This window comes from Amycolatopsis sp. GA6-003 (assembly GCF_046267895.1).
In the GTDB taxonomy this organism is placed as follows: Bacteria; Actinomycetota; Actinomycetes; order Mycobacteriales; family Pseudonocardiaceae; genus Amycolatopsis.
Genome location: NZ_CP176499.1, coordinates 408,425 through 431,768 on the forward strand (window position 1 = coordinate 408,425; position 23,344 = coordinate 431,768).

The 23,344-nt window shown below is 70.4% G+C and carries 19 protein-coding genes and 1 pseudogene; 14 read left to right on the forward strand and 6 right to left on the reverse strand.

Annotated elements, in window-relative coordinates; all coding sequences use genetic code 11:
- Positions 1 to 206 precede the first annotated feature (206 nt).
- From F9C12_RS01905 to gcl, 4 genes are all read left to right on the forward strand, one after another.
- A complete protein-coding gene (locus F9C12_RS01905; protein WP_409464500.1) occupies positions 207 to 1,154 on the forward strand; it encodes a sucrase ferredoxin in 948 nt (315 codons plus the stop codon).
- A gap of 278 nt (positions 1,155 to 1,432) precedes the next feature.
- Positions 1,433 to 2,257, forward strand: a complete 825-nt coding sequence (locus F9C12_RS01910; RefSeq protein ID WP_409464501.1) for a hydroxypyruvate isomerase family protein — start codon at positions 1,433 to 1,435, stop codon at positions 2,255 to 2,257.
- Positions 2,257 to 3,147, forward strand: a complete 891-nt coding sequence (locus tag F9C12_RS01915; protein ID WP_409464502.1) for a 2-hydroxy-3-oxopropionate reductase — start codon at positions 2,257 to 2,259, stop codon at positions 3,145 to 3,147. Before F9C12_RS01910 ends, F9C12_RS01915 begins: the two co-directional genes overlap by 1 nt.
- A gap of 2 nt (positions 3,148 to 3,149) precedes the next feature.
- Complete coding sequence (gene gcl / locus F9C12_RS01920) at positions 3,150 to 4,844, forward strand: glyoxylate carboligase (protein ID WP_409180248.1); 1,695 nt, start codon at positions 3,150 to 3,152, stop codon at positions 4,842 to 4,844.
- 48 nt (positions 4,845 to 4,892) lie between these two features.
- On the opposite strand, the gene F9C12_RS01925 is transcribed toward gcl, so the two are convergent.
- Positions 4,893 to 5,699 carry a helix-turn-helix transcriptional regulator gene (locus F9C12_RS01925; protein ID WP_409464503.1) on the reverse strand — a complete coding sequence of 269 codons (807 nt, stop codon included), beginning with the start codon at positions 5,697 to 5,699 and terminating at the stop codon, positions 4,893 to 4,895.
- 44 nt (positions 5,700 to 5,743) lie between these two features.
- Between F9C12_RS01925 and F9C12_RS01930 the strand changes: the two genes are divergently transcribed.
- From F9C12_RS01930 to F9C12_RS01940, 3 genes are all read left to right on the forward strand, one after another.
- On the forward strand, positions 5,744 to 6,076 hold the full coding sequence (locus F9C12_RS01930) for an ArsR/SmtB family transcription factor (RefSeq protein ID WP_409180250.1): 333 nt from the start codon (positions 5,744 to 5,746) through the stop codon (positions 6,074 to 6,076).
- A gap of 554 nt (positions 6,077 to 6,630) precedes the next feature.
- The gene (locus tag F9C12_RS01935; protein ID WP_409464504.1) at positions 6,631 to 7,227 is read left to right on the forward strand and encodes a cation transporter; all 597 of its coding nucleotides are present in this window, start codon (positions 6,631 to 6,633) and stop codon (positions 7,225 to 7,227) included.
- Between the two features lie 281 nt (positions 7,228 to 7,508).
- Positions 7,509 to 8,249 carry an SDR family oxidoreductase gene (locus F9C12_RS01940; protein WP_409464505.1) on the forward strand — a complete coding sequence of 247 codons (741 nt, stop codon included), beginning with the start codon at positions 7,509 to 7,511 and terminating at the stop codon, positions 8,247 to 8,249.
- A gap of 227 nt (positions 8,250 to 8,476) precedes the next feature.
- Here the strand turns inward: F9C12_RS01940 and F9C12_RS01945 are convergent, their stop codons facing one another.
- Both F9C12_RS01945 and F9C12_RS01950 read right to left on the reverse strand, forming a co-directional pair.
- Positions 8,477 to 9,112 (reverse strand): hypothetical protein, encoded by a 636-nt coding sequence (locus F9C12_RS01945; protein ID WP_409464506.1) that lies wholly within the window; start codon positions 9,110 to 9,112, stop codon positions 8,477 to 8,479.
- Positions 9,113 to 10,203: 1,091 nt separating this feature from the next.
- Positions 10,204 to 10,659: a single-stranded DNA-binding protein gene (locus tag F9C12_RS01950; RefSeq protein WP_409180255.1), complete on the reverse strand. Its 456-nt coding sequence runs from the start codon at positions 10,657 to 10,659 to the stop codon at positions 10,204 to 10,206.
- A gap of 315 nt (positions 10,660 to 10,974) precedes the next feature.
- Between F9C12_RS01950 and F9C12_RS01955 the strand changes: the two genes are divergently transcribed.
- Entirely contained in the window at positions 10,975 to 13,233 is a 2,259-nt protein-coding gene (locus F9C12_RS01955) for a glycoside hydrolase family 15 protein (RefSeq protein ID WP_409466952.1), read from the forward strand.
- Between the two features lie 70 nt (positions 13,234 to 13,303).
- Here F9C12_RS01955 and F9C12_RS01960 read toward each other — a convergent pair.
- Positions 13,304 to 14,077: pseudogene (locus F9C12_RS01960) on the reverse strand (DMT family transporter); the annotation flags it as partial.
- A 36-nt stretch (positions 14,078 to 14,113) separates the two neighbouring features.
- On the opposite strand from F9C12_RS01960, the gene F9C12_RS01965 reads away from it, so the two are divergent.
- The gene (locus F9C12_RS01965) at positions 14,114 to 14,674 is read left to right on the forward strand and encodes a TetR/AcrR family transcriptional regulator (protein ID WP_409464507.1); all 561 of its coding nucleotides are present in this window, start codon (positions 14,114 to 14,116) and stop codon (positions 14,672 to 14,674) included.
- Positions 14,675 to 14,678: 4 nt separating this feature from the next.
- Here the strand turns inward: F9C12_RS01965 and F9C12_RS01970 are convergent, their stop codons facing one another.
- On the reverse strand, positions 14,679 to 15,242 hold the full coding sequence (locus F9C12_RS01970; protein ID WP_409464508.1) for a CGNR zinc finger domain-containing protein: 564 nt from the start codon (positions 15,240 to 15,242) through the stop codon (positions 14,679 to 14,681).
- A 104-nt stretch (positions 15,243 to 15,346) separates the two neighbouring features.
- Between F9C12_RS01970 and F9C12_RS01975 the strand changes: the two genes are divergently transcribed.
- Both F9C12_RS01975 and F9C12_RS01980 read left to right on the forward strand, forming a co-directional pair.
- Positions 15,347 to 16,258 carry a pyridoxamine 5'-phosphate oxidase family protein gene (locus tag F9C12_RS01975; protein WP_409464509.1) on the forward strand — a complete coding sequence of 304 codons (912 nt, stop codon included), beginning with the start codon at positions 15,347 to 15,349 and terminating at the stop codon, positions 16,256 to 16,258.
- A gap of 13 nt (positions 16,259 to 16,271) precedes the next feature.
- The gene (locus F9C12_RS01980) at positions 16,272 to 16,733 is read left to right on the forward strand and encodes a nuclear transport factor 2 family protein (RefSeq protein WP_409180259.1); all 462 of its coding nucleotides are present in this window, start codon (positions 16,272 to 16,274) and stop codon (positions 16,731 to 16,733) included.
- 105 nt (positions 16,734 to 16,838) lie between these two features.
- Here F9C12_RS01980 and F9C12_RS01985 read toward each other — a convergent pair whose 3' ends face one another.
- Positions 16,839 to 18,230, reverse strand: coding sequence for an amino acid permease (locus tag F9C12_RS01985; RefSeq protein WP_409180260.1), 1,392 nt, complete (start codon positions 18,228 to 18,230; stop codon positions 16,839 to 16,841).
- 336 nt (positions 18,231 to 18,566) lie between these two features.
- Between F9C12_RS01985 and F9C12_RS01990 the strand changes: the two genes are divergently transcribed.
- The 3 genes from F9C12_RS01990 (at position 18,567) to ligD (ending at position 23,287) form a co-directional block, all read left to right on the forward strand.
- Positions 18,567 to 20,606 (forward strand): MDR family MFS transporter, encoded by a 2,040-nt coding sequence (locus F9C12_RS01990; RefSeq protein WP_409464510.1) that lies wholly within the window; start codon positions 18,567 to 18,569, stop codon positions 20,604 to 20,606.
- A 143-nt stretch (positions 20,607 to 20,749) separates the two neighbouring features.
- Complete coding sequence (locus F9C12_RS01995) at positions 20,750 to 22,312, forward strand: hypothetical protein (RefSeq protein WP_409180262.1); 1,563 nt, start codon at positions 20,750 to 20,752, stop codon at positions 22,310 to 22,312.
- A gap of 33 nt (positions 22,313 to 22,345) precedes the next feature.
- Positions 22,346 to 23,287 (forward strand): non-homologous end-joining DNA ligase, encoded by a 942-nt coding sequence (ligD, locus tag F9C12_RS02000; RefSeq protein WP_409464511.1) that lies wholly within the window; start codon positions 22,346 to 22,348, stop codon positions 23,285 to 23,287.
- Positions 23,288 to 23,344: the final 57 nt, after the last annotated feature.

Here is a 23,344-nt window from a genome sequence, read left to right on the forward strand (position 1 = left end):
ATCTGCGGGGCGTCGTTCGCCGCCTTCGTCGGTACGCCGTTCATCCGCGCTGTCTCGCACGCGGAGTGGGGCGCTGTGGGGGCCGTCGAGCCACGGCGCGGTCAGCCGGTCGCGGACCGGAGGCGGGTGCTACCCGATCGAGTGATGTCGCGCACCGGGAACGGTCGGGTCGAAGGGGCGGCGCGCGCCGTCAGCTATACTTAGGCATGCCTAAGCCCGACGTGCAGCACTCGGGCCCGGGGATCTGCTTCCCGGGCCGGAACGCCGCGCCCGGATGCGCCGCGCTGACTCGCGAGCTGGGCGGCGAGCCCGCCGGGACCGCCGCGCGCATGACGTCGTGGCTGCTGATCGAGCACCCGGGTTCGTGGGGCCCGGACGCTCTCGAAGAAGTACTGGCCACCGTCTTCCCCGCCGGCCGCCTCGACGCCGCGCGCGCCGCCGGCCTGCGTCCCCTGCTGATCCGGAAGCCGGGGCGGCACGCGCGGACGCCCGGGGCCCCGCGCACGGTTTACGTCGCCAGCGGAGAGCCCGGCCGCCGCTGGACGGAACGGCTCGACGTCGCCGACCTGGCCGAAATCGCCCACCTCGACCTCGAAGCGGTCGCCGCCGGACGCGGCGGGCACGGCGAACCGGTGTCCGGGCCGCTCTTTCTCGTGTGCACCCACGGCAGCAAGGACATGTGCTGCGCCGTGTTCGGCCGCCCGCTCGCGACCAGCCTGGCGCAGAACCATCCCGGACGGGTGTGGGAAGTCAGCCACGTCGGCGGGGACCGCTGGGCGGGCAACCTCCTGACCGTCCCGGACGGCTGCCTCCACGGGAGCCTCGCGGTGCCCGACGCCGAACTGGCGGCGAAGGAAGCGCTCGGCGGCAACGTCCGGCTGGAGAACCTGCGCGGCCGCACCTCCGCGGAAAGCGCGTGGTCGCAGTTCGCCGAGATCGAAATCCGGGGCCGCACCGGCCTGCGCGGCCTCGATTCGGTGCTGGCCGTGGCGGAAGAATCCCGCGGGGAGACCCGGAGCGTCCTCGTTCGCGCGGGCGGACGGCGGTACGAGGTCGTGGTGCGGCGGACCGCGGGGACGGCTTCCGGGCACAGCCGGTGCACCGCGCGGCTGGTGCTGACCGGATTCGTGGCGGAGTCGGTCCGCGAGGTCTGAGCCGAGCCCGCGCCACTGCTTATCACCCGCGCGGCTGCTGAGTTTCCCCTTTTCTGAAAAGAAAAATCCCTGACTGTCCATTGTGGAGCACTTGGCGACCACTGTGGACAGTCGTCAGGCCGGGCAGTCCACCGCGGCGGAGCCGTACGACGCCGCGGCGGCGAAACCTGCGCGTTGCCCGTTGACCGAAGCCTCCGCGTCCGGCTATTCTCGAACTACGGAAGAAAACTTCCGCAAAGCGAAATTAGCTGATCGAGATGTGAGGAGCCGAGGTACTCATGACCGGTCCCGCCGGGGAGCGGCACTCGCTGCCCTACACCGCCAACCTGTCGATCCTGTTCACCGAACTCCCGCTGCTCGAGCGCGCGCGGGCCGCTCGGGAAGCGGGCTTCGCCAAGGTGGAGTACTGGTGGCCGTTCGACAGCGCGGACCCCTCGGGGGCCGAGGTCGACCGGTTCGCGCGGTCGATCGAGCAGGCGGGCGTCCAGCTCACCGGGCTGAACTTCTACGCGGGCGACATGTCCGCGGGCGAGCGCGGGCTCGTGTCGTGGGTCGGCCGCGAGGCGGAGTTCGCGACGAGCCTGACGGTCGCGCTCGGCCTCGCCGAACGGCTCGGCTGCCGCAGCTTCAACGCGCTGTACGGCAACCGGATCGACGGTGTCGCACCGTCCGAACAGGACGATCTGGCCCGCACGCACCTCGCCGTCGCGGCGAAGGCGGCCGAGGGCATCGGCGCGCAGCTGGTGCTCGAACCGCTGTCCGGCGCCCCGGCGTACCCGCTGAAGACCGCGGCCGACGCGGTCGCGGTGCTCGACGAGCTGGGCCTGGACAACGTCCGGCTGCTCGCGGACCTCTACCACCTGGCGGTCAACGGCGACGACCTCGACGCCGTGATCGCCCGCTGCACCCCGCGCACCGGGCACGTGCAGATCGCCGACGCGCCGGGCCGGCACCAGCCGGGCACGGGGGAGCTGGATCTCGAGGCATACCTGGAAAAGCTGCAGGCGGCGGGCTACGCCGGACCGGTGGGCGTCGAGTACAAACCGGACGGCTCCACTGTGGACTCGCTGGCCTGGCTGCCGTACGAGCGAAGGGGAAAGTGATGAGCAGGATCGGGTTCATCGGACTGGGCGTGATGGGCACGCCGATGGCCGCGCACCTGGCCGCCGCCGGGCACGAGGTGAGCGGGTTCGACCTCAACGCCGACGCGCTGGCCAAGCTGGAAGCGGCGGGCGGCCGCGCGGCCGGGGACGTCGCCGACGCGGTGTCCGGGGCCGAGGTCGTGATCACCATGCTGCCGGACCACCCGCAGGTCGAGCAGGTCGTGCTCGCCCCGGGCGGCGTGCTCGACACGCTCGAGCCCGGCACGCTGCTGGCCGACATGAGCACCATCCGGCCGGAAACCTCGATCGAGGTCGCGAAAGCCGGTGCGGCCAAGGGGATCCGCGTGCTGGACGCGCCGGTGTCCGGCGGCCAGGCCGGGGCCGAGCAGGCCGCTCTGTCCATTATGGTCGGCGGCGAGGCGGCCGATTTCGCCGCGGCCAAGCCGGTTTTCGACACGCTCGGCAAGACCGTGGTGCACGTCGGGCCGCACGGCGCGGGCCAGGTCGTGAAGGCGGCCAACCAGCTGGTGGTCGGCGGGATCTACGGGCTGGTCGCCGAGGCGATCGTGCTGCTCGAAGCGTCCGGAGTGGACGCCGGGACCGGGCTCGACGTGCTGGCGGGCGGGCTCGCCGGCAGCCGGATCCTGGAACTGAAACGGAAGTCGATGGTCGCGCGGCAGTTCGCGCCGGGGTTCCGGATCGACCTGCACCACAAGGACATGGGCATCGCGCTCGCCGCGGCCCGGCAGTCCGGCGTGGCGCTTCCGCTGACCGGCCTGGTCGCGCAGCTGGTCGCGGCCGGGCGGGCGATGGGCTACGGCTCGCTGGACCATTCCGCGCTGCTGAAGGTCGTCGAAGAACTGTCCGGCCGCTCGTCCGAGGAGGTGTGACCATGGCCCGGGTCCCCGCTATGCAAGCCGTTGTCGACGTGCTGGTCGACGAAGGGATCGACGTCGCCTTCGGCTGCCCTGGAGCCGCGATCCTGCCGCTGTACGACGCCATGCAAGGCCGCGGCATCGACCATCTCGTGGTCCGCCACGAAGAAGGCGCGACGCACATGGCCGACGGCTGGGCGCGCACCACCGGCAACGTCGGCGTCGCGATCGGCACGTCCGGTCCGGCAGGCACGAACATGATCACCGGCCTCTACACCGCGCACGCGGATTCCGTCCCGATCCTGTGCATCACCGGCCAGGCCGCGACGACGAAACTGCACCAGGAAGCGTTCCAGGCGGTCGACATCGTCGAGATCGCGCGGCCGGTCACGAAGTGGGCGGTCCAGGTGAAGGAAGCCGCGCAGCTGCCGTGGATCTTCCGCGAGGCGTTCCGGATCGCGCGGTCCGGACGTCCCGGCCCGGTGCTCATCGACCTCCCGATCGACGTGCAGAAGCAGACGATCGAATGGGATTCGTCGATCGATTCGGCCTTGCCGGTCAGCACGGTCAAACCGTCGCCGGCGCGGGTCGAACGGGCGCTGGACCTGCTGCTCGCCGCGGAACGCCCGCTGATCCTGGCCGGCGGCGGCGTCGTGCTCGGCGAGGCGAGCGACCCGTTGCGGCGGCTGGCGGAACGGCTCGGCGTCCCGGTCGGCGTGACGCTGATGGGCAAGGGCAGCTTCCCGGAAGACCACGAGCTGTTCGCGGGCATGGCAGGGATCCAGACCTCGCAGCGGTGGGCCAACGCCGCGTTCCTGGAGTCCGACCTGGTCCTGGCGCTGGGCGCGCGCTTCGGCGACCGGCACACCGGCGAGCTGTCGGTGTACCGCGGCGACCGGAAGTTCATCCACGTCGACATCGAGCCCACGCAGCTGGGCAAGGTGTTCGGCCCGGACCTCGGCGTCGTGTCGGACACCCGGGAGTTCCTGAACGCGCTGCTGGCGGCGCTCGACGCGCGCACCCCTCCGGCGCGGGACCGCGCGTGGGTCAAGCGGCTCGGCGACCTGAAGGCGGAGCTGCCGCGCAAGGAGGACTTCGACTGCACGCCGATCAAGGCGCCGCGGGTGTTCAAGGAACTCAACGAGTTCTACGGCCCGGAGACCTATTTCGTGACGGCGATCGGGCTGTACCAGATCTGGTCCGGGCAGTTCCAGCGCGCGCACCTGCCGCGGCACTACCAGGTCTGCGGCCAGGCCGGCCCGCTCGGCTGGGAGATCCCGGCCGCGATCGGCGTCAAGAAGGCCCGGCCGGACGCCGAGGTCGTCGGCGTGGTCGGCGACTACTCGTTCCAGTTCCTGGTCGAGGAGCTGGCCGTCGCCGCGCAGTACGACGTCGGGTTCGTGCTGGTCATGCTCAACAACGAGTACCTGGGCCTGATCCGCCAGTCCGAGCTGCCGTACGAGATGAACTACCAGGTCGACATCCACTACGACGACCGCGGCACGGACAACGTGAAGATCATGGAGGCCTACGGCTGCTCGGGCACGCGCGTCGAGGACCCGGGCGAGATCCGCTCGTCGCTCGAATGGGCGCGGAAGGAAGCCGAACGCACCCGGCGGCCGGTGCTGGTCGAGATCATGATCGAACGCGAGGGCAACGCCGCGATGGGCGCCGCACTGGACTCGGTGCGCGAGTTCGAAGCGGCCGGCTGACCCGGGACCGGGCCGGGGCGATGCGTGCTCCGGCCCGGTTTTCCGGTGCTATCGCGCGGAAACCAGGTTCGCCAGCGAGGCGAGCGCGTCGGCGTCGCGGGTGCCCGGGGTCGCGTGGAAGACCACCAGCTGCAGGGGCGCCGGGCCGGGGATGTCGAGCTTGTCGCTGTGCAGATCGAGGTCTCCGACCGCCGGGTGACGGAAGCGGACGAGGTGGCCAGTGCGCGGTTTGACGTCGTGCCGGGCCCAGAGTTCCCGGAACTCGGCACTGCCGGCGGCGAGGTCGGCGATGAGTCCAGCCGCCGCCGGGTCGGCGATGCCCGGCCCGAGCGCGGCGCGCAGGCCGGCTGCCCCGTCGGCCGCCATCTGCTCCCAGTCCCGGCGGAGTTCGCGCTCGGCCGGGTCGAGAAAGACCGCGCGGAGCAGGTTCCGGCCGACGGCGTAGTTCGGCGAAACCGCTGCGGCGACGGGATTGGCGGCGAGGACGTTGGTGAGCCGGTCCTGGACGTACGCCGGATTCGTCGCCCAAGCGGAGATCAATTCGACGATGCTCGCGGGCACGCGCGGCTCGGCTCGGCTGGATCGGGTCGGGGCCGCGAGCTGATGCAAGTGCCGGCGGGAGGGCTCGTCCAGGCGGAGCGCCCGAGCCAGCGCGTCGAGCACCTGGACGGACGGATTCTGGTCGCGGCCCTGCTCCAGCCGGATGTAGTAGTCGCTGCTGATCCCGGCCAGGAGCGCGAGTTCCTCCCGGCGCAGCCCCCGCACGCGGCGGCGCCCGCTGTCCGGCAGCCCGACGTCGGCCGGGGAGACCCGCTCCCGCCGCGCGCGGAGGAAGTCGCCGAGGAGGTTGTCCACTCCGGCAGTGTATTTGATTCATTGGACGCTGTACTGTTGTGGCTGTGCTGACCTCTGAGACCCGCGAACTGGCACTAGCCCGCCTCGGCCGCGCCCTCGCGGACCCGACGCGCTGCCGGATCCTCGTGGCCCTGCTCGACGGGACCGCGTACCCGGCGCGCTTGGCCGCGGAGCTGGGGCTGAGCAGGTCGAATGTCTCGAACCACCTCGCCTGCCTGCGCGGCTGCGGCCTGGTGATCGCGACGTACGAGGGTCGGCAGGTCCGGTATTCGATCGCAGATCCGCATCTGGCGCGGGCTTTGGCGGAGCTGACGCAGGTGGTGCTGGCGGTCGCGCCGACGGATGCGTGCGACGAGGAGCCGGAGGGGGCGCGGTGACGGTGTCTGGTCCGGATTGCCGCGTGGGTCCGCCGGGTAGCGAGGTTTTGTCCTGGGCGGGGTCTCGGATGGATGGCGGGTGGTCTCGCGGTGGCGCAATGACGGAGTGTCGTCTGGATTGCCGTGCGCATCGGTCGATCAGCGAGGACTTTGTCATGGGCTGGCTCTTCGGCGGTGCGGCGGGTGGTCTTGCGGTGGTGCGATGCCGGGGCCTGGTCCGGATTGTCGCGGGGATCCGCCGGGTCGCGCGGCGGTCTCGCGGGCGGGGCGACTGGTTGTTGCCCGGGTTGTCGGGTGTATCGGCCGAGCGCCGAGTCCTTGTTGCGGGAGGGGCCTCCGGCGGTGGTGCGTGGCGGAATATTGCCTGGATTGTCGTGTGCATCGGCTGGGCGGCGAGGCCTCGTCGTGGGCTGGCTCTTCGGTGATGGATGGCGTGAGGTGTTGCGATGAGTGAGCCCTGTCCGGACTGTCGCGCGGATCCGCCGGGCGGCGAAACCTTGTCGCTGACTGGCTCGGGCGGTTGCGGTGCGGCGGCGGGTCAGCATCGTCCAGCGGTGGACCCAGCTCGGCGGGAGGTGTTGCGGCGACGGGTGCGGTGGCTGGTCGCCGGAACGATCGCGTACAACGTGGTCGAGGCGATCGTCGCGGTGTCGGCGGGGGCGGTTGCGTCCTCGTCGGCGCTCATCGCGTTCGGGCTGGACTCGGTGGCCGAGGTGTTGTCCGCGGTCGCGGTGGCGTGGCAGTTCGCCAGTGCGGATCCGGAGCGTCGGGAGCGGGCGGCGTTGCGGGTGATCGCGGTGTCGTTCTTCCTGCTGGCGGGGTATGTCGCGGTCGATTCGGCGCGGTCGCTGTTCGGCGAAGAGGCTTCGCATTCGACCGTCGGCATCGTGCTTGCCGCGGTGTCCTTGGTCGTGATGCCGGTGCTCTCGGGCGCGCAACGCCGGGCTGGGCGGGAACTCGGCTCCGCGAGCGCGGTCGCCGACTCGAAGCAGACGCTCCTCTGCACTTACCTCTCTGGCGTGCTGCTGGCCGGGCTGCTGGTGAACGCGGTGTTCGGCTGGTACTGGGCGGATCCGGTCGCGGCATTGGCGATCGCGGCGGTGGCGGTCCGCGAAGGGCTCGAGGCCTGGCGCGGCGAGCACTGCTGCTGATCGCGGGTCAGGCGTTGCTGGATGGTCCGCAACGTCAGGGCCAGTGCGATGAATACGCCGATCAGCAGCAGTGCGGCAGCTAGGTCGCTCACCTTGGTGGGCCTTTCTCGGTAGGTCGTCTCGAGGTGGAGCATGACCTGGTGCGGCGGCGAATCCCGCCGACGCTCACGCTTCCTTGACTGCGCTCCAGCCGATGTTGACGCGATCCCGCCGTCGGCAGATTCGGACACGTGTCCGGTAAGCTATCCGGACACGTGTCCGCATGAGGTTCAGGGGTAGGAATGTCTGGTATCGCTGGGAAAGTCGTCGCCGTCACCGGGGCCAGCAGCGGGATCGGCGAGGCGACCGCGCGGCTGCTCGCCGAGCGGGGCGCGGCGGTGGTCTTGGGCGCACGCCGCGCGGATCGGCTTGCCGTGCTGGTGAAGGAAATCCGCGACGGCGGCGGTCGCGCGGCCGCCTGCGTCACCGACGTGACCCAGCGCGCGGACTTGGATCGGCTCGTGCGGCGGGCGGTGGACGAGTTCGGTCAGCTCGACGTGCTGGTCGGAAACGCCGGGATCGCGAAACTGGGGCCGGTGGCGGACGCGGACGTCGACGGATGGTCGGCGATGATCGACGTGAACGTCCGCGGTGTGCTGCACGGGATCGCCGCCGCGTTGCCGGTTTTCCGGCGGCAGGGGTGCGGGCATTTCGTGACCACGGTGTCGACGGCGGGGCTGAAGATCGTGCCCGGGCAGGCGGTTTACGCCGGGACGAAGAACGCGGTGCGGACCATTCTGGAGGCCCTTCGGCAGGAGTCCACGGACGGAGTTGTCCGGACGACGTCGGTGTCGCCGGGGTTCGTCCGGACGGAGCTGACGGATTCGATCGACGATCCGGGGGAGCGGGAGCAGATCCGGCGCAAGGTCGAGGAATTCGCGCTCGATCCGGCCGCGGTGGCGCGGGCGATCGCGTTCGCGGTGGAGCAGCCCGACGACGTGGAGATCGGCGACATCACGATTCGGCCCGCTGTGCAGAATTAGCGGGTCGAGTCCCGGTCCTGCAGGCGTGGCGGACTAGGTCCGGGGTGGGAGCTGCACCGGGCGTGGGAGGTCGGGCCGGGAGCTGCGCGGCCGCGGGTGGCCCGGGGTGGAAGCATCGCCGGGCGCGGGAGGCTGGGGCGGGAGCAGTGCTGGAACCGGCAGTCCAGGGCGAAGCTAGCGGTGCTCGGCCTGCAGAGGCAGAGTCTGGGCTGAGGTGTCGGGAGGGGTCACAGGCATGGCGGCTGGTAGCCGTCGATGAGGAGTTCGCGGAAGTCGAGGCTGTTCGGGGTCTTGCCGACGAACACCAGGCCGCGGGCCTCGCTCAGCGCGGACGCGAACGAGTACTGCGGCTGGCCGAGTTCGGGGAGCCAGGTCCAGGCGCCGGGGTCGAAGGGGAAGAACTTGCGGACCAGCTGTCCGCCGGTCGCGGGGATGCGGGTGAGCCACTTGTCGCCGCCGCTCCAGTGCGAGGCGGGGCGCAGCTGGACGTAGAGGTCGTCGTCGGCGGCGTAGGTCATCCAGAAACCGGACGAATGGCTGAGGTCGGCCTGGGCGTCGAACTGGTTGCCGAGCCAGACGACGGCCACGTGCCATTCGTTGTTCTGGAAGACGATCTTCGCCGCGTAACCGTCGCCCTCCGGGACGAGCAGGCTTCCGGTGGCCGGGACGGTCGTGCCCTCGCCGCTGGCCAGCCACTTCTGCAGCCGGTTGATCGACGGGGTGCTGCACTCGTCCTGAATACCGGCCGCGGGGTGGCCGGTCGGTGCGGCTTGGGCCGCTGGTGCGGAGAGCGGAGCCAGCAGCAGTACGGAAATCGCGGCGAGGGAGGTGATTCCGGCCTTGGTCCGGCGAGATGCGGGCATGATTCGGAAGCTACCAGCGGGATTCCTTTCCGGTCAGGGCCGATAGTCGGCTTCTGGGGTCAGTGGTATGGACCTTTGCGGGAAAGGACCAGACCACTCGACTGCTTTTGCTGCTGCACCGGGCACCCGGCTCAGCAGGACGGGGCCGCGGGGTGGCAGGGCACCCTCGGGATCGGACGTGCGACGCCGGGGTCGAGCGCGCACGGAGGCGTGCGAGGTTGCGGCCACCGCCGGGCATGACCTCGCACTACCTCTCCAGGCGAACAGGCCGGACTGGTGCCGGGGTCCGGGAGCCGCCGCCTGTCGCACTCCAGGCCTTCGCGGAAACCGGCTCTCAGTTCCGGGCGTGCGACCCGGCGAACAGGCCGGACCGGTGCCGGGGCCCGGGAGCCGCCGCCCGCCGCATTCGAGGCCTTCGCGGAAACCGGCTCTCAGTTCCGGCGCATGACCCGGCGAACAGGCTGGACGGGTGCCGGGGCTTGGGGGCCGTCGCCTGTCGTGCTTGAGGTCTTTGTGGAAACCGGCTCTCAGTTCCGGGCGTGCGACCCGGCGAACAGGCCAGACCGGTACCGGAGTCGGTGCGCCATCGCCGCCGCGCTCGAGGTCTTCGCGGGAAAGCAGCTCCAGGCGCCCGGCCGGGCGACGGTCGCGGCCATCTGGCTCACGTGCGCCGCCATGTTCTCCGGGACGAGTACCCGCCTCGGCGGTGTCCTCCAGGTCGAACACCCGCTCCGGTGGCGTTTTCTGGCACGAGCACCCGCCCTGGTGGCGTTCTCCAGCATGAGCACCCACCCCGGGTGGCGTTCTCCGGCACGTGCATCCCCCCGGCGGCCGGGCCGACCACGGTCCGGAGCCGGTCGCGGCCGGAATGCTCGGTTCTCGGGCACTCCGGCCGCTCCCCGGTGGAGAGAGCCATGGGCATGGCCCCTGGCGCGTCAGCGGGCCTGCCCCGTTCTCCTGGAGAGGGCTGGTCTCGGCACCGTTGCCGGTTACGGCAGTCGGCGGCTGTGCTCGCCCCGAGCGTGCGGGCGATGACGTCGGTGAACCGTCCTCCAATCACGTTGTCCAGAGAGCCTGCGTGGTCGAGATGATCAGAATGGCGGCTCCTCGCCCGCCCCGACCCCGGCGGACACTGGTGCGGCCCAGCCGTCCCCGCTCAGCCCGCCCGTTTCGGCGCTGTTCCGGCTCACCTTGGTGACCCTCGCGGTGGCATACCGCAGCGACGGGCCGATCTCGTCCACCTGCAGCTCCACCACAGTGCGCTTCTCGCCCTCCTTGGTCTCGAAAGACCGTTGCACCAAGCGCCCGGTGACCAGGACCCGCGCTCCCCGCGTCAGGCTCTCCGCGACATTTTCCGCGGCTTGCCGCCAGACGCTGCACCGAAGGAACAGCGCCTCGCCGTCCTTCCATTCGCCGGATTGCCGGTCGAGCGTGCGCGGCGTGGACGCGACCGTGAAGTTCGCGACCGCCGCTCCGGACGGGGTGAAACGCAATTCCGGGTCTGAGGTCAGATTCCCGACCACCGTGACGACAGTTTCTCCGGCCATGATCAAGCTCCCTTTGCTCGGTGAATCGATGCGAATCGATCGCTGGTATGTCGAGTCCTGGTGTCGCGGGTTTTCGGGAAAAAGGCGGGCTCCGGGGCTGCGGGCAGGTTCCCGACGGCAGTGCGGACGGCTTCTCCGGTCATGGTGACGCTCCTCTGTTCGGTGCGGACCCGGGACCGGGTGCCGCCTCGGGAACAAGGAGACCATCCGGGTACGACAGTTTCCGGGGCTTCGCGGTCACTCCATCGGGTGGACCGGCGGAACGGGGCGGTTCCCACCGTTCGGCTGTTGTTCGCGGGAAGGACGGCGGGCAGCATGGGCGGCATGGCCGGTGGGAAGTGGGGACGGGCGGCGGCGGTGGTCGCGGTCGTGGGGATTTCGGTGGCGGGGCAGGGGATTTCGCCCGCGCAAGTGGGGGCGAAGCCCGGTCCGGTGGCCGAAGGCAGAGCGGGGGATTGCTGCGGCGGGCCGTCATCGTGGACAACCGGGGACAAATCCGCCCTCGGCACGGCCGCCGGGACCGCGAGCCCGTTGTGGTTCACCGTCGCGGGCGGTGTCACGTCGGAGGTGTTCTATCCGCGCGCGGACGTCGCCAACATGCAGGACCTCCAGTACGTCGTCACCGACGGGAAGTCCTTTGTGGACCTTGAGCGCGACGCGACCGAGCACGTCGTTGCGATGCCGGACGAGAAGGCGCTCGAGTACACGGTCACGAACACCGCCAAGAACGGGCGTTATCGCATCACCACGACGTACGTGACCGACGCGGGACGGCCGACTCTTCTTGCCCGTACGCGGTTTCAGTCGCTCGACGGCGGGCAGTACCAGGTCTACCTGCTGGCGAATCCCTCGATGGCGGGCGGCGCGGCGAACGACACGGCCGCGTGGGACGGGACCGGGCTGACGGCCAGCGGGACGGAAGACTTGTTCGGGGCCAGGACAACTGTCGCGTCGGCGTTGCGTGCTTCGACCGGATTCGTGGCGCACGACAACGGATATTCCGGCGCGGCGAGCGATTGCCTGGTAGACTTGCGGGCACATCAACGTCTTACGAATCAGTTCGATTCCACTGATCACGGCAATGTAGTCCAGTGTGGACAGATCCCGGTCGGGCAGGACACGACGTTCTCGGTCGCGCTCGGGTACGGGGGCGACGCCCAGGGCGCGGCGACGGCCGCCGACGGGTCGCTGGCGAGCGGGTTCGACAATCTCGAGCAGGCGTATCGGCGCGGTTGGGAGGAGTATGTCGGCAGCCTGAAGGCGGCGCCGAACAGCGTGGCGGGCGACGAGCGGCAGCGGCGGGCGTACTACGTCGCGCTGATGGCGTTGCACGCGGCGGAGGACAAGACGCATCGCGGCGCGAGTGTCGCGGGGCTGGCCACGCCGTGGGGCGACGTCGTGAACGGCGACGTGCTCAACGACGGGTACCACCGCGTGTGGGGCCGGGACCTGTACCAGCAGGCGACCGGGCTCCTGGCGGCGGGCGACGCGGCGCAGGCGAAGCGGATGGCGCAGTTCCTGTGGTCCTCGCAGTGGATTTCCGCGCCCACGCAAGGCGACGGGACGACCTACCCGGCCGGCGCGTTTCCCCGCTACAGCCCGGTGAGCGGGGTCCGCGGGGCGACGCCGCAGCAGCTGGGCTGCTGCGAGCAGCTCGACCAGGATTCCGACGCGATCATCCTCGCCTGGACGACCGGGCTGACCGACGCGGTGACGTATGCCCGGGTGAAGGTGACGGCGGAGCACATCCGGACGAGCGGGCCCGCGACCACCGAGCGGTGGGAGGAGCAGTACGGGCGCTCGCCGTCGTCGATCGCGGCGGAGGTGGCCGGGCTCGTCGCGGCCGGGGCGATCGCGCGGGCCAACGGCGACCCGGCGGCGGCGCGGCAGTGGGAGTCCACCGCGGACTCGTGGCGGGCGCAGCTCGACAGCTGGACCCGGACGACCGCCGGGTACTGGGGCGGCCACACCTACTACGAGCGGATCGACAAGGGAACCGACCCGAACGACACCGGGCAGATCTGTTTCGACGAAGGCTGTTTCTACGAGCACGACGTAACCGACTTCGGCTTCCTCGACCTCGTCCGGCTCGGGCTCCGCGGCCCGGCCGACCCGGAGGTCGCCGAATCGCTGGCCCCGACGGCCGCGGCCCGCGACGGCAACGCGCCGATGCAGGTCACGACCCCGAACGGCGACGTCTACTTCCACCGCTACCCGCACGACAACTACGGTGAGAGCACCACCACCTGCACCGGCTGGCCGGCGAACGGACCGCAGCGGTTCGGGCGGCTCTGGCCGGTCCTGTCCGGCGAGCGCGGCGAGTACGAGCTGGCCAACGGACGGTCGGCCGCGAAGTACCTGAAGTCGATGGCGGACTCGGCGAACGACGGCTACTTCATTCCCGAGCAGGTCTGGGATCGCGCCGACGTCGCGTGCTTCGGGCTGGGCCGGCCTACCGGGAGCGCGGGGCCGCTGATGTGGGCGGAAGGCCAGTACCTCCGGCTCGCGCAGAACATGGACGCGGGGAAGAACCTGGAGACTCCGGAGGTGGTCCGCCAGCGCTACGCCGGCTGAACCGGCCGTTCGCGACGACGGCGGCGACCAGCGCCAAGCCGAGCCCCACGCCGGTCAGCAAGGTGAACGGCTCGCCGAAGAGCACCGTGCCCCACACCGACGTGACCGGCGCGATCAGGAACATCAGGCTGTTGACCGCCGTCATGCCGATCCGGCGGACGAGCAGCCAGTACAACCCGTAGCCGCCGAAGGTCGCCAGCAGGATCAGCCACGTCATCGCGAACCAGAAGTGCCCGGACGCGGGCGGCGCCGCGTGCCCGGTCGCCAGCGCGAGCGCGGTGAACACGACCGCTGAGCTGGCGCAGTGGATCGCCAGCGCGCGCATCGGCGGAGCGGGAACGCGGGACCGGCGTTCGAGCACGGTGGAGGCGACCAGCCCGAGCATTCCGGCGAACGGGATCAGGTACGCCCAGGCCGGCGCGTGCGAAGCGGCGTCCGACCAGCTGACCAGGACGACGCCGACGAGGCCCAGCGCGAGCCCGGCCCATTGCCGCCCGGTCGCCGCGACACCGAGCAGCGGCCCGGCGGCCGCGGCGGCGACCAGCGGCTGCACGCCGTCGATGAGCGCCGTCGTGCCGGTGCTGACGCCTTCGCCGATGGCCCAGTAGACGGTCAGCAGATAGCCGGACTGGGACAGCAGGCCGATCAGGACCTGCCTGCCCGTTTCGCGCAGCGAGCCGAAGCGCAGAAACGGCGCCAGCAGCACGGCGAGCGGCACGAACCGCCACATCAGCACGGTCGGCACGGCCGCGTCCGCCGCGCCGAGCTTCGCGCCGATGAATCCGGACGACCAGCACCCCACGAACAGGATCGCCGCTCCGACTATACCGATCTGTTTACCCATGGCACCGGACTATACAGATCGGTATACACTGGGGCCATGGCGATCGACTGGACCCCGAAGGCGCAAGCGGTGCTGGCGGCCGCGTCGGAGTTGTTCTACGAGCGGGGGATCCACGCGGTCGGCGTCGACGTCATCGCGGCGAAGGCGGGCGTCACGAAGAAAACGCTCTACGACCGGTTCGGCTCGAAGGAGCGGCTGGTCGTGGAATACCTGTCCGCCCGGGACGCGCGCTGGCGCGAGTTCCTCGGCGAGTCGCTGGAGAAGGCCGGGCCGGCGCCGCGGGACCGGCTGGCGGCGGCGTTCGACGCGTCCGAATCCTGGGCGAAGAAGTACGGCGGCAAGGGCTGCGGCATGATCAACGCGCACGCGGAGATCAGCGATCCCGCGCATCCGGCGTACGCGGTGGTGATCGAGAGCAAACGGTGGATGCTCGGCGTTTTCGCCGAATTGGCCGAATCGGCGGGCGTTTCCGACCCGCACCGGGTCGCCGAGCAGATCATGCTGCTGCACGAGGGGGCGGTCGTGATGGCGGGAATGCGGGTCGCGGAGAACGTCTTCGCGCGGGCGGCCGAAACGGCGGTGGTGCTGCTGGGCTGAGCCGTCAGCGCGTCGAACGGATCTTCTCGTAATGCCGCGCGGCGCGTGCCCGGTTGCCGCAGGCGACGGAGCACCATTCGCGCCGCGGATGCGTCTTCATGAAGTAGAGCACGCACCCCGGCGCGTGGCAGGCGCGCAGTTTGGCCGCGTCCGGTCCGCCGAGGAGTGCGATGGATTCTCGTGCCACGCGGGCCAATCCGGTGACGATCGGCGAAGTGCCGCGCGAGGAGCTCTCCCGCAGTTTCCCGCCGACGAGGGCCAGCTGGGGGACCGGCAGGTGGGTCACGAGGTCGTTCAGGTCGCCGAGAGCGGTGTCCAGATTCACGGTCGCGGGCTGCCGGTCGTCGGCGGTGACCTGGGCGGCGAGCCGGCGGACGGCGTCGCGGAGCCGGCGCGCCAGGGCGAGTTCGGCCGCGGACGACTGCCGGGCTCCGCGTTCGATGCCGACGTCGTCGAGCCACGCGTCGAGGTCTTCGCGCGTGCGGAGGTCGTCGTGGAGCCCGCTCGTGTCGGCCCAGACGGTCGCCATCAGGCGGACCGGCACGACCTCGTCCGCCAGCATGCCCATGGCCGAGACCGTATCACGGATGGAACGGGTTGCATCCGTGAGAAGCAGCTGCTAGAACTTCTCACGGGAACTCACGGATCAACCCGTGAGAAAGGGAGGGTGTCATGAGCCCGGCGATCCACCAGGCTTTCCACGCCGGCGAGCTGGCGGTCCAGCGCGAGGCCGGAGTCGAACAGCAGGCCGCGCGCCTGTCGCGGATGGCCGAACCGGCCGGGATTTCCGCGGGAATGGCGGGCTTCCTGGCCGAGCGGACGGTCCTGGTCGTGACCGGACGCGACGCCGGCGGGCGGCTGTGGACCTCGCCCATCGTCGGCCCGCCCGGGTTTCTGGAAACCACGTCGGAGACCACGCTCGCCGTCCGCGGCGCGTGGCCGGAGGGCGATCCGCTGCACGGCCTCCCGGCGGGGCAGCTGCTCGGCATGACGAGCATCGAGTTCGCCACGCGCCGCCGGGTCCGGATCAACGGCAGCCTCGTCGCCGCGGCCGAAAACCACCTGATCGTGGCGGTCGAGCAGGCGTACGGCAACTGCCCGCAGTACATCCAGCAGCGCGTGCTTTCGGAGGAAGTCGAGCCGACGACAGCGGCCCAAGAGCGCCCGGAACTGAGCCCGGGCGACACCGAGCTGATCCGGGCAGCGGACACGTTCTTCCTCGGCACCATCAACCCCGACCACGGTGCGGACGCGTCCCACCGCGGCGGCGCGCCCGGCTTCGTCCGGGTCGAGGGAAATGCGGTGTGGTGGCCCGATTATCCCGGCAACAACCTGTTCAACAGCCTCGGCAACATCGCCGCGAACCCGGAAGCCGCGCTGCTCTTCTTCGACTTCGCCGCCGGCCGGATCCTGCAAGTCTCCGGCGCTGCCGCGATCGAATGGGGCGAAGCGGGCCGCTCCGGCGACGACGGTTATACCGGCCGGATCGTCCGGCTCAGAGTGCAACGCGTCGTTTCCGGCCGTCCGGTGGCCCGCCAGGTCGCGCACCGGCCGTATCCGCGCAATCCCCAGCTCATCCCGTGAAAGGACCCTTGTGATGACCGAAGCACGACCGCCGTTCCCGCCGTTCGATCTCTCCGCCGCACTACAGAAAGTCCAGGCCGCCGAGGACGCGTGGAACACCCGGGACCCGGAGAAGGTCTCGCTCGCGTACACGCCGGATTCGGTGTGGCGCAACCGCGACACCCACGTGGTCGGCCGGGCCGCGATCGTCGAGTTCCTCGCCGCGAAGTGGGAACGCGAGCGGGATTACGCGCTGCGCAAGGGATTGTGGGGATTCCGCGAGAACCGCATCGCGGTCCGGTTCCAGTACGAGAGCCGCGACGCGGACGGGCAATGGTGGCGCAGCTACGGAAACGAACTGTGGGAGTTCGCTGAGAACGGGCTGATGAGCCGGCGCGAGGCGTCGATCAACGACCGGCGGATCGAGGAGTCCGAGCGGCGCATCTTCGGGCCGCGGCCGGAAGCCGAGCGCGGGGCCGATTTCCCACTATGGTGAAAGCACTGTGGTGAAAGAAAAGAACCCGGCCGCCCTTCCGGTGGGTATCGGAAGGACGGCCGGGCCGGTGCCGCGTTCGCGGGGTTGGGGGAACGCGGGCTCCGCTCAGGCGCCGGTGCGCGCCTGCCGTTTGCGGGAGACCAGCCGCCAGCCGACGGCGAGCACCACGACGATCGCCGGGATCGAGTAGAACGCGATCTTCTCGGCTCCGTCGGAGAATCCCATCAGCACCACGACCAGCAGGAGGAATCCGAGCGTGGCCCAGCCGGTGTAGGGCGCGCCGGGCATGCGGTAGCCCGGCCGCTCCAGTTCGCCGCGCAACGCCGCTTGGCGCATCCGCATCTGCGAATACACCAGGGTCGCCCAGGTCGCGACCACGCCGAGCGAGGCGACCGCGGTGGCGATGTCGAAGGCTTCCTTCGGCACCAGGTAGTTCAGCACCACGCCGAGCACGTAGGCCACGGACGTGAAGAGAATCCCGCCGTAGGGCACGTGCCGCGAGTTCATCTTGCCGACGAACTTCGGCGCTTCGCCCTCGTCGGCGAGCGCGCGCAGGATGCGGCCGGTGGAGTACAGCCCCGAGTTGCACGAGGACAGCGCGGCGGTGAGGACGACGGCGTTCATCACGTCGCCGATGCCGCCGATGCCCAGCCGCGAGAAGACCGTGACGAACGGGCTTTCGCCGCCGTTGTAGAACGGCCACGGCAGCAGCATCGCCAGCAGCAGCACCGAACCGACGTAGAAGACGCCGATCCGCCACACGACGCCGTTGATCGCCTTCGGCAGCACCTTGCGCGCGTCCTTGGTCTCGCCGGCCGCGATGCCGACGACCTCGATCGCGGAGTAGGCGAACACGACCGCCTGCAGCGTCATCAGCGCGATGCCGACGCCGGCCGGGAAGAACCCGCCGTGGTTGGTCAGGTTGTGCACGCCGGCGGGGCTGCCGCCGATGTTCGCGCCGGTGAGCACGAGCCCGAGGGCGGTCACCAGGAACACGATGATCGCCAGCACCTTGACGACGGAGAACCAGAACTCCAGCTCCCCGAACAGCTTCACGCTCAGCAGGTTGACCGCCATGAGCACGCCGAGCGCGACGAGCGCGGTGATCCACTGCGGCACGTCCGGCAGCCACTTGTGCACGTAGATCGCGACCGCGGTGATCTCCGCGATCCCGGTCATCGCCCAGTTCAGCCAGTACATCCAGCCGGACACGAACCCGGCCCAGGGGCCGATGAACTTGCGGGCGTAGGTGACGAAACTGCCGGAGCTGGGCTGGTGCAGCACGAGCTCGCCGAGCGCCCGCATCACGAAGTAGGCCGCGATGCCGCACAGCGCGTAGGAAAGGACCAGCGACGGCCCCGCTTCGTGGAGCCGCCCGCCCGCGCCGAGGAAGAGCCCGACCCCGATCGCCCCGCCGATCGCGATCATCTGCACCTGGCGGTTGCCCAGTGCTTTCGTGTAGTTGTCGCCCTCTTTGGCGACCACTGTGGATTCCATGGTTGCGTGACGCTAGCGGTACCGCCCCGCGTGACGCAGCACACCTAGGCTGGACTTAAGGTGTGCTCCAGATCACCGTGGAGGAACCGGGTAAATCGGGCAGGACCCGTTTGACTTCCGGAAATCGCGCTGGAGCTGCGCGGACGTCCACGGTGGACGGTGCGGGCGGAGACTTTCGGGTAATCCGGGGCGTCCGCGAGGGTATTCGGCGCGCAAAGGCCCGCGGCGGTCACCGGAACGGGCGACGCTCCGGCCGGGCGGCTATTCCACAGTGGACCGAGGTGCTTACGTGGACGCGCCGGGAGCGGCCCGGCGAGGGCGCGCGAGGAGGTGCCGATGACGGCCACGGCGGAGGGGATCCGGGAGGAACCGGCGCCGGCGGCGCTGTCCCGGCGCAGGATCCGCGCGGTGTTCGGCGCGGTGCTGCTCGGCATGCTGCTGGCCGCGCTGGACCAGACGATCGTCGGGACCGCGCTGCCCACCATCGTCGGCGACCTCGGCGGGGCCGGGCACCTGTCCTGGGTCGTCACCGCGTACCTGCTGGCCGAGACGATCATGACGGTCGTCGTCGGCAAGCTCGGCGACCTCTTCGGCCGCAAGCTGATGTTCCAGCTTTCGGTGGTCGTGTTCGGCATCGGCTCGTTCTTCTGCGGCTTCGCCGACAGCATGACCTGGCTGATCGTCTGGCGCGCCGTGCAGGGCCTCGGCGGCGGCGGGCTGATGGTCACCTCGACCGCACTGATCGCCGACGTCGTCCCGCTGCGCGAACGCGGCAAGTACCAGGGCGCGCTCGGTTCGGTGTTCGGCGTCGTCACCGTGGCCGGGCCGATGCTGGGCGGGCTGTTCGTCGACCACCTGTCCTGGCGCTGGGCGTTCTACGTCAACATCCCGCTGGCCGTGGTGGTGCTCGCGGTCGCCGCGTCGGCGATGCCGAGCGTGCGCGCGGCGGTCAAACCGGTGATCGACTACCTCGGCATCCTGCTGATCGGCCTCGCCGCGACCGGGCTGACGCTCGTCACGAGCTGGGGCGGCACCACGTACGCGTGGGGTTCGCCGGTGATCCTCGGTATGGCCGCGGGCTCGGTGGTGCTGCTGGGCGCGTTCGTCGCGGTCGAACTGCGCGCGCCGGAGCCGATGCTGCCGATGCGGCTGTTCCGGAACCCGGTGTTCACCGTCGCCGGGATCATGAGCTTCGTCGTCGGGTTCGCGATGCTCGGCGCGCTGTCCTATCTGCCCACCTACATGCAGTACGTCCAGGGCGTCTCGGCCACGACGTCCGGCGTGCGGCTGCTGCCGATGGTGCTCGCCCTGCTGGTCGCCTCGATCCTGTCCGGCACGCTGGTGAGCCGCACCGGGAAGTACAAGATCTATCCGCTCGCCGGTTCCGCGGTGATGACGGCCGGGCTGTATCTGCTGTCGCGGCTCGGCGCGCACACCGGGTTCTGGGAATCCGCGCTCTACATGGCGGTGCTCGGCCTCGGGATCGGGCTCGGCATGCAGGTGCTGACCATCGCGGTGCAGAACACCGTGGACTACCAGGACCTCGGCGTCGCGACGTCCGGAGTGACGTTCCTGCGCTCGATCGGCAGTTCGTTCGGCGCGGCCATTTTCGGCACCGTCTACGCGAATCAGCTCGGCCCGAATCTCGCCAAGGCGCTCGCCGAGCATCCGCTGCCGCCGGGCGTCGACCCGAAGGCGGTCCAGGTTCCGCTGGCTTTGCACCAGTTGCCCGCGGCGATTTCGGAACCGGTGATCAGCGCGTACGCGGATTCGCTGCACATCGTTTTCCTTTATGCCGCACCGGTCGGGCTGGTCGCTTTCGTGCTCGCGTTCTTTCTCAAGGAAATGCCGTTGCGCGACACCGCCCGCGCCGCCGCGCCGGATCTCGGCGACGGATTCGCGATGCCCGAAGCGCACGAGCACGACCGGGAACTCGAACGGGCCATCGCCACGCTGTTGTTCCGCGAACGCCGCAAAGCCGCGCCGGCGATCGTCGCGCGCGCCGGTTCGGAACTGGACGTCGGCGGCCTCTGGTGCGTTCTGCAGGTCCGGCTCCGGCAGCGCGCCGGGCGGGCCGCGACGCTCGAAGCGATCGGGGAGGACCACGGCGTCCCGGCGCAGGTGCTCGAACCGGCGTTCGCGCGGCTCGAACTGACCGGGCACCTGGAGTACGCGCGCGGCAGCTGGTCTCTCACCGCGTCCGGCGCGCGCGAATGGGACAAGCTCGTGCGCGCGTGGCACGACTGGATCGCCGAACGGCTCGGCGACTGGGGCGGCGGGGACCGGGCCGGACTGGACGCCGCGATCACCCGGGTGGCGACCCGGATCCTCGACCAGGGCGCCGACCGGGCCGGAGGACGGCACGCGCTGACGTGAAATCGGGGGGAAATTCCCCAGCGCGGCGGGAAACCGTTGCGAAACCGGTACCGCCGGGAGAGCGGGTGCGGCGGCCTCGCCGTTTCGGACAGCCCGTTAGCATCTGCGTGTCGGACACCCTCTACTGTTCCGGGATCATGTCGGTGGATGAATCTGTGCTCACGACTTCGGACGACGCGAACGGCTCCGCCGCCTCGGCCAGCGTTCCCGTCCGGTCCCGCCTCGCCGCGTGGCTGCCCCTCGCCGCCGCGGCGCTCGGCCTGCTCTCGTTCCTGCTCGTGCGCGGGAGCCTCACCGACGACGGGTACATCACCCTGTCCTACGCGAAGAATCTCGCGGTGCACGGCGAATGGGCGCTCGTGCCGGGCTCGGTGGCGAACTCGGCGACGTCGCCGCTCGACGTCCTGCTGCTCGGCTTCCTGACCTTCGTCACCCGGATCAGCGGCTCCGCGCACCCGGTGCTGGCGCTCGGCGCGCTCACCGTGCTGAGCAGCGCGGCGATCGGCTGGGCGTGGGCGCGGCTGACCCGCCGCTTCGGCCTCTCGCCGTGGGTCGGCGTGCTCGGCCTGCTGCTGGTGATCGCGAACCCGTTCCTGCTGTCGGCCACCGGCCTCGAGGTGCTGCTGGTCCCGACCGTCCTGCTGTGGCTCGTGGTGGCCGCGCTGGAGAAGCGGCCGGTGCTGTTCGGCGCGGTCGCCGCGCTGACCGTGCTGACCCGGCTCGACCTGGTCGTGTTCGTCCTCGTGATCGCGTTCTCGACGGCGGCGATCCGGAAGAAGTTCTGGACGGCCGTGGCCACCGCGGTCCTCGTGTCCGCGCCGTGGTTCCTCACCAGCTGGTTCGCGCTCGGCTCGTTCATCCCGGACACGCTGGTGATCAAGCAGGACCAGGAAGGCCTTTTCGGCGCCTGGGGCTACTTCAGCGGCCCGATGATGTACTTCCTGTACCTGCCCTTCACCGTGATGGTCGCCTTCGCCTCGGCGCTGGTCGGCGTGACCGTGCTGCTCGGCTGGCTCGCCCTGCGCTTCGCCCGCAGCTGGGACGACTTCCCGCGGCTGGCCCCGGTCGTCGCGCTCGGCGCGGGCGGCGTCATCTATTACATCGTCTACTCGACCCTCGGCGTCGGCCCGTACCACTGGTACTACGTGACCCCGATCGTCAGCACGGCGTCGTTCGCGGTCCTGATGATCGGCGTCTGGCACGCCGAGACGAAGAAGCGGCCGAAGCTGAACCGGGTCCCGCCGCTCGTCGCGCTCGGCCTCGGCGGGGCGGTCGCGCTCGCCAACGTGGGCGTGGACCTCGCGCAGGGCGTGCCGTGGCCGTCGCCGGTCATCTTCGGCAACTGGGCCAGCTCGACCGACTACGCCCGCGTCGGCAAGGAACTCGGCGCGCGGCTGCAGGGCAAGTCGGTGGCCGGGCCGGGCGAGATCGGCACCCTGGCGTACTACTGCGACTGCCAGATCCTCGACGTCTTCTCCGACCGCAGCCAGGTCACGATGATCGTGAACAAGCGGCTCGCCGAGGACGGTTTCGTCAGCAAGACGATCCTGCGGATCAACTACCACTGGTTCAAGCGGCTGCCGCTGCGCAAGCCGGACTACCGGCTGCTGTACGACAAGGGCCCGGGCCATGGTCCGGACCAGTGGACGGTCTACTCCGCGGCCAAGGGCGTCGGGCATTTCACCCTCGTGCCGTTCGACCGCTGACGCGCCGGGCGGTTTCCGGATACGGTCGGTGCCATGGCTAAGGGCGAGGCCGTCGAGCTTCAGGTGGGGGACCGGACGGTCCGGGTGTCCAACCCGGACCGGGTCTACTTCCCGGCGCGCGGCGAGACGAAGCTCGATCTCGTCCGCTACTACCTCTCGGTCGGCGACGGGATCGTGCGCGCGCTGCGGGAACGGCCGTGCATGCTGCACCGGTTCCCCTCCGGCGTGAGCGGCGAGAAGGTGCACCAGAAGCGCGTGCCGAACGGTGCGCCGCCGTGGCTGGAGACGGTGCGGGTGCAGTTCCCGCGCTACCACCGGCACGCCGACGAGCTGTGCGTGACCGAACTGGCGCATGTCGTTTGGGCGGTGCAGATGTCCACTGTGGAGTTTCATCCGTGGAACTCCCGGCGCGCCGACACCGAACGGCCGGACGAGTGGCGGATCGACCTCGACCCGATGCCGGAATGCGGGTTCGGCACGGTGCGCCGGGTCGCGCACGTTGCCGAGGAGGTCCTCGGCGAGCTGGGCATCCGCGGCTGGCCCAAGACGTCCGGCGGCAGCGGGATGCACGTCTACGTCCGGATCGAACCGCGCTGGGGGTTCGCCGACGTCCGGCGGGCGGCGCTGGCGTTCGCCCGCGAGGTCGAGCGGCGGGCCCCGGACGACGTCACCACCACCTGGTGGCGCAAGGACCGCGACCCGAAGAAGCTGTTCGTGGACTACAACCAGAACGCCAGGGACCACACGATCGCCAGCGCCTATTCGGTGCGCGGCGTGCCCGAGGCGCTGGTGTCCACGCCGATCCGCTGGGACGAGGTCGACGACGTCGACCCGCACGACTGCACGATCGCGACCGTGCCCGCGCGGTTCGCCGAACTCGGCGATCTGCACGCGGGCATCGACGACACGGCGTACTCGCTCGAGCCGTTGCTGGAGTGGGCCGACCGGGACGGGTTGGAGGCAGAAGACTCCTGAGCGAACTCAATCGGGCGCCTGGCGTCATGGGGGAGTCTCCGCCGCGTCTCCCCGGGG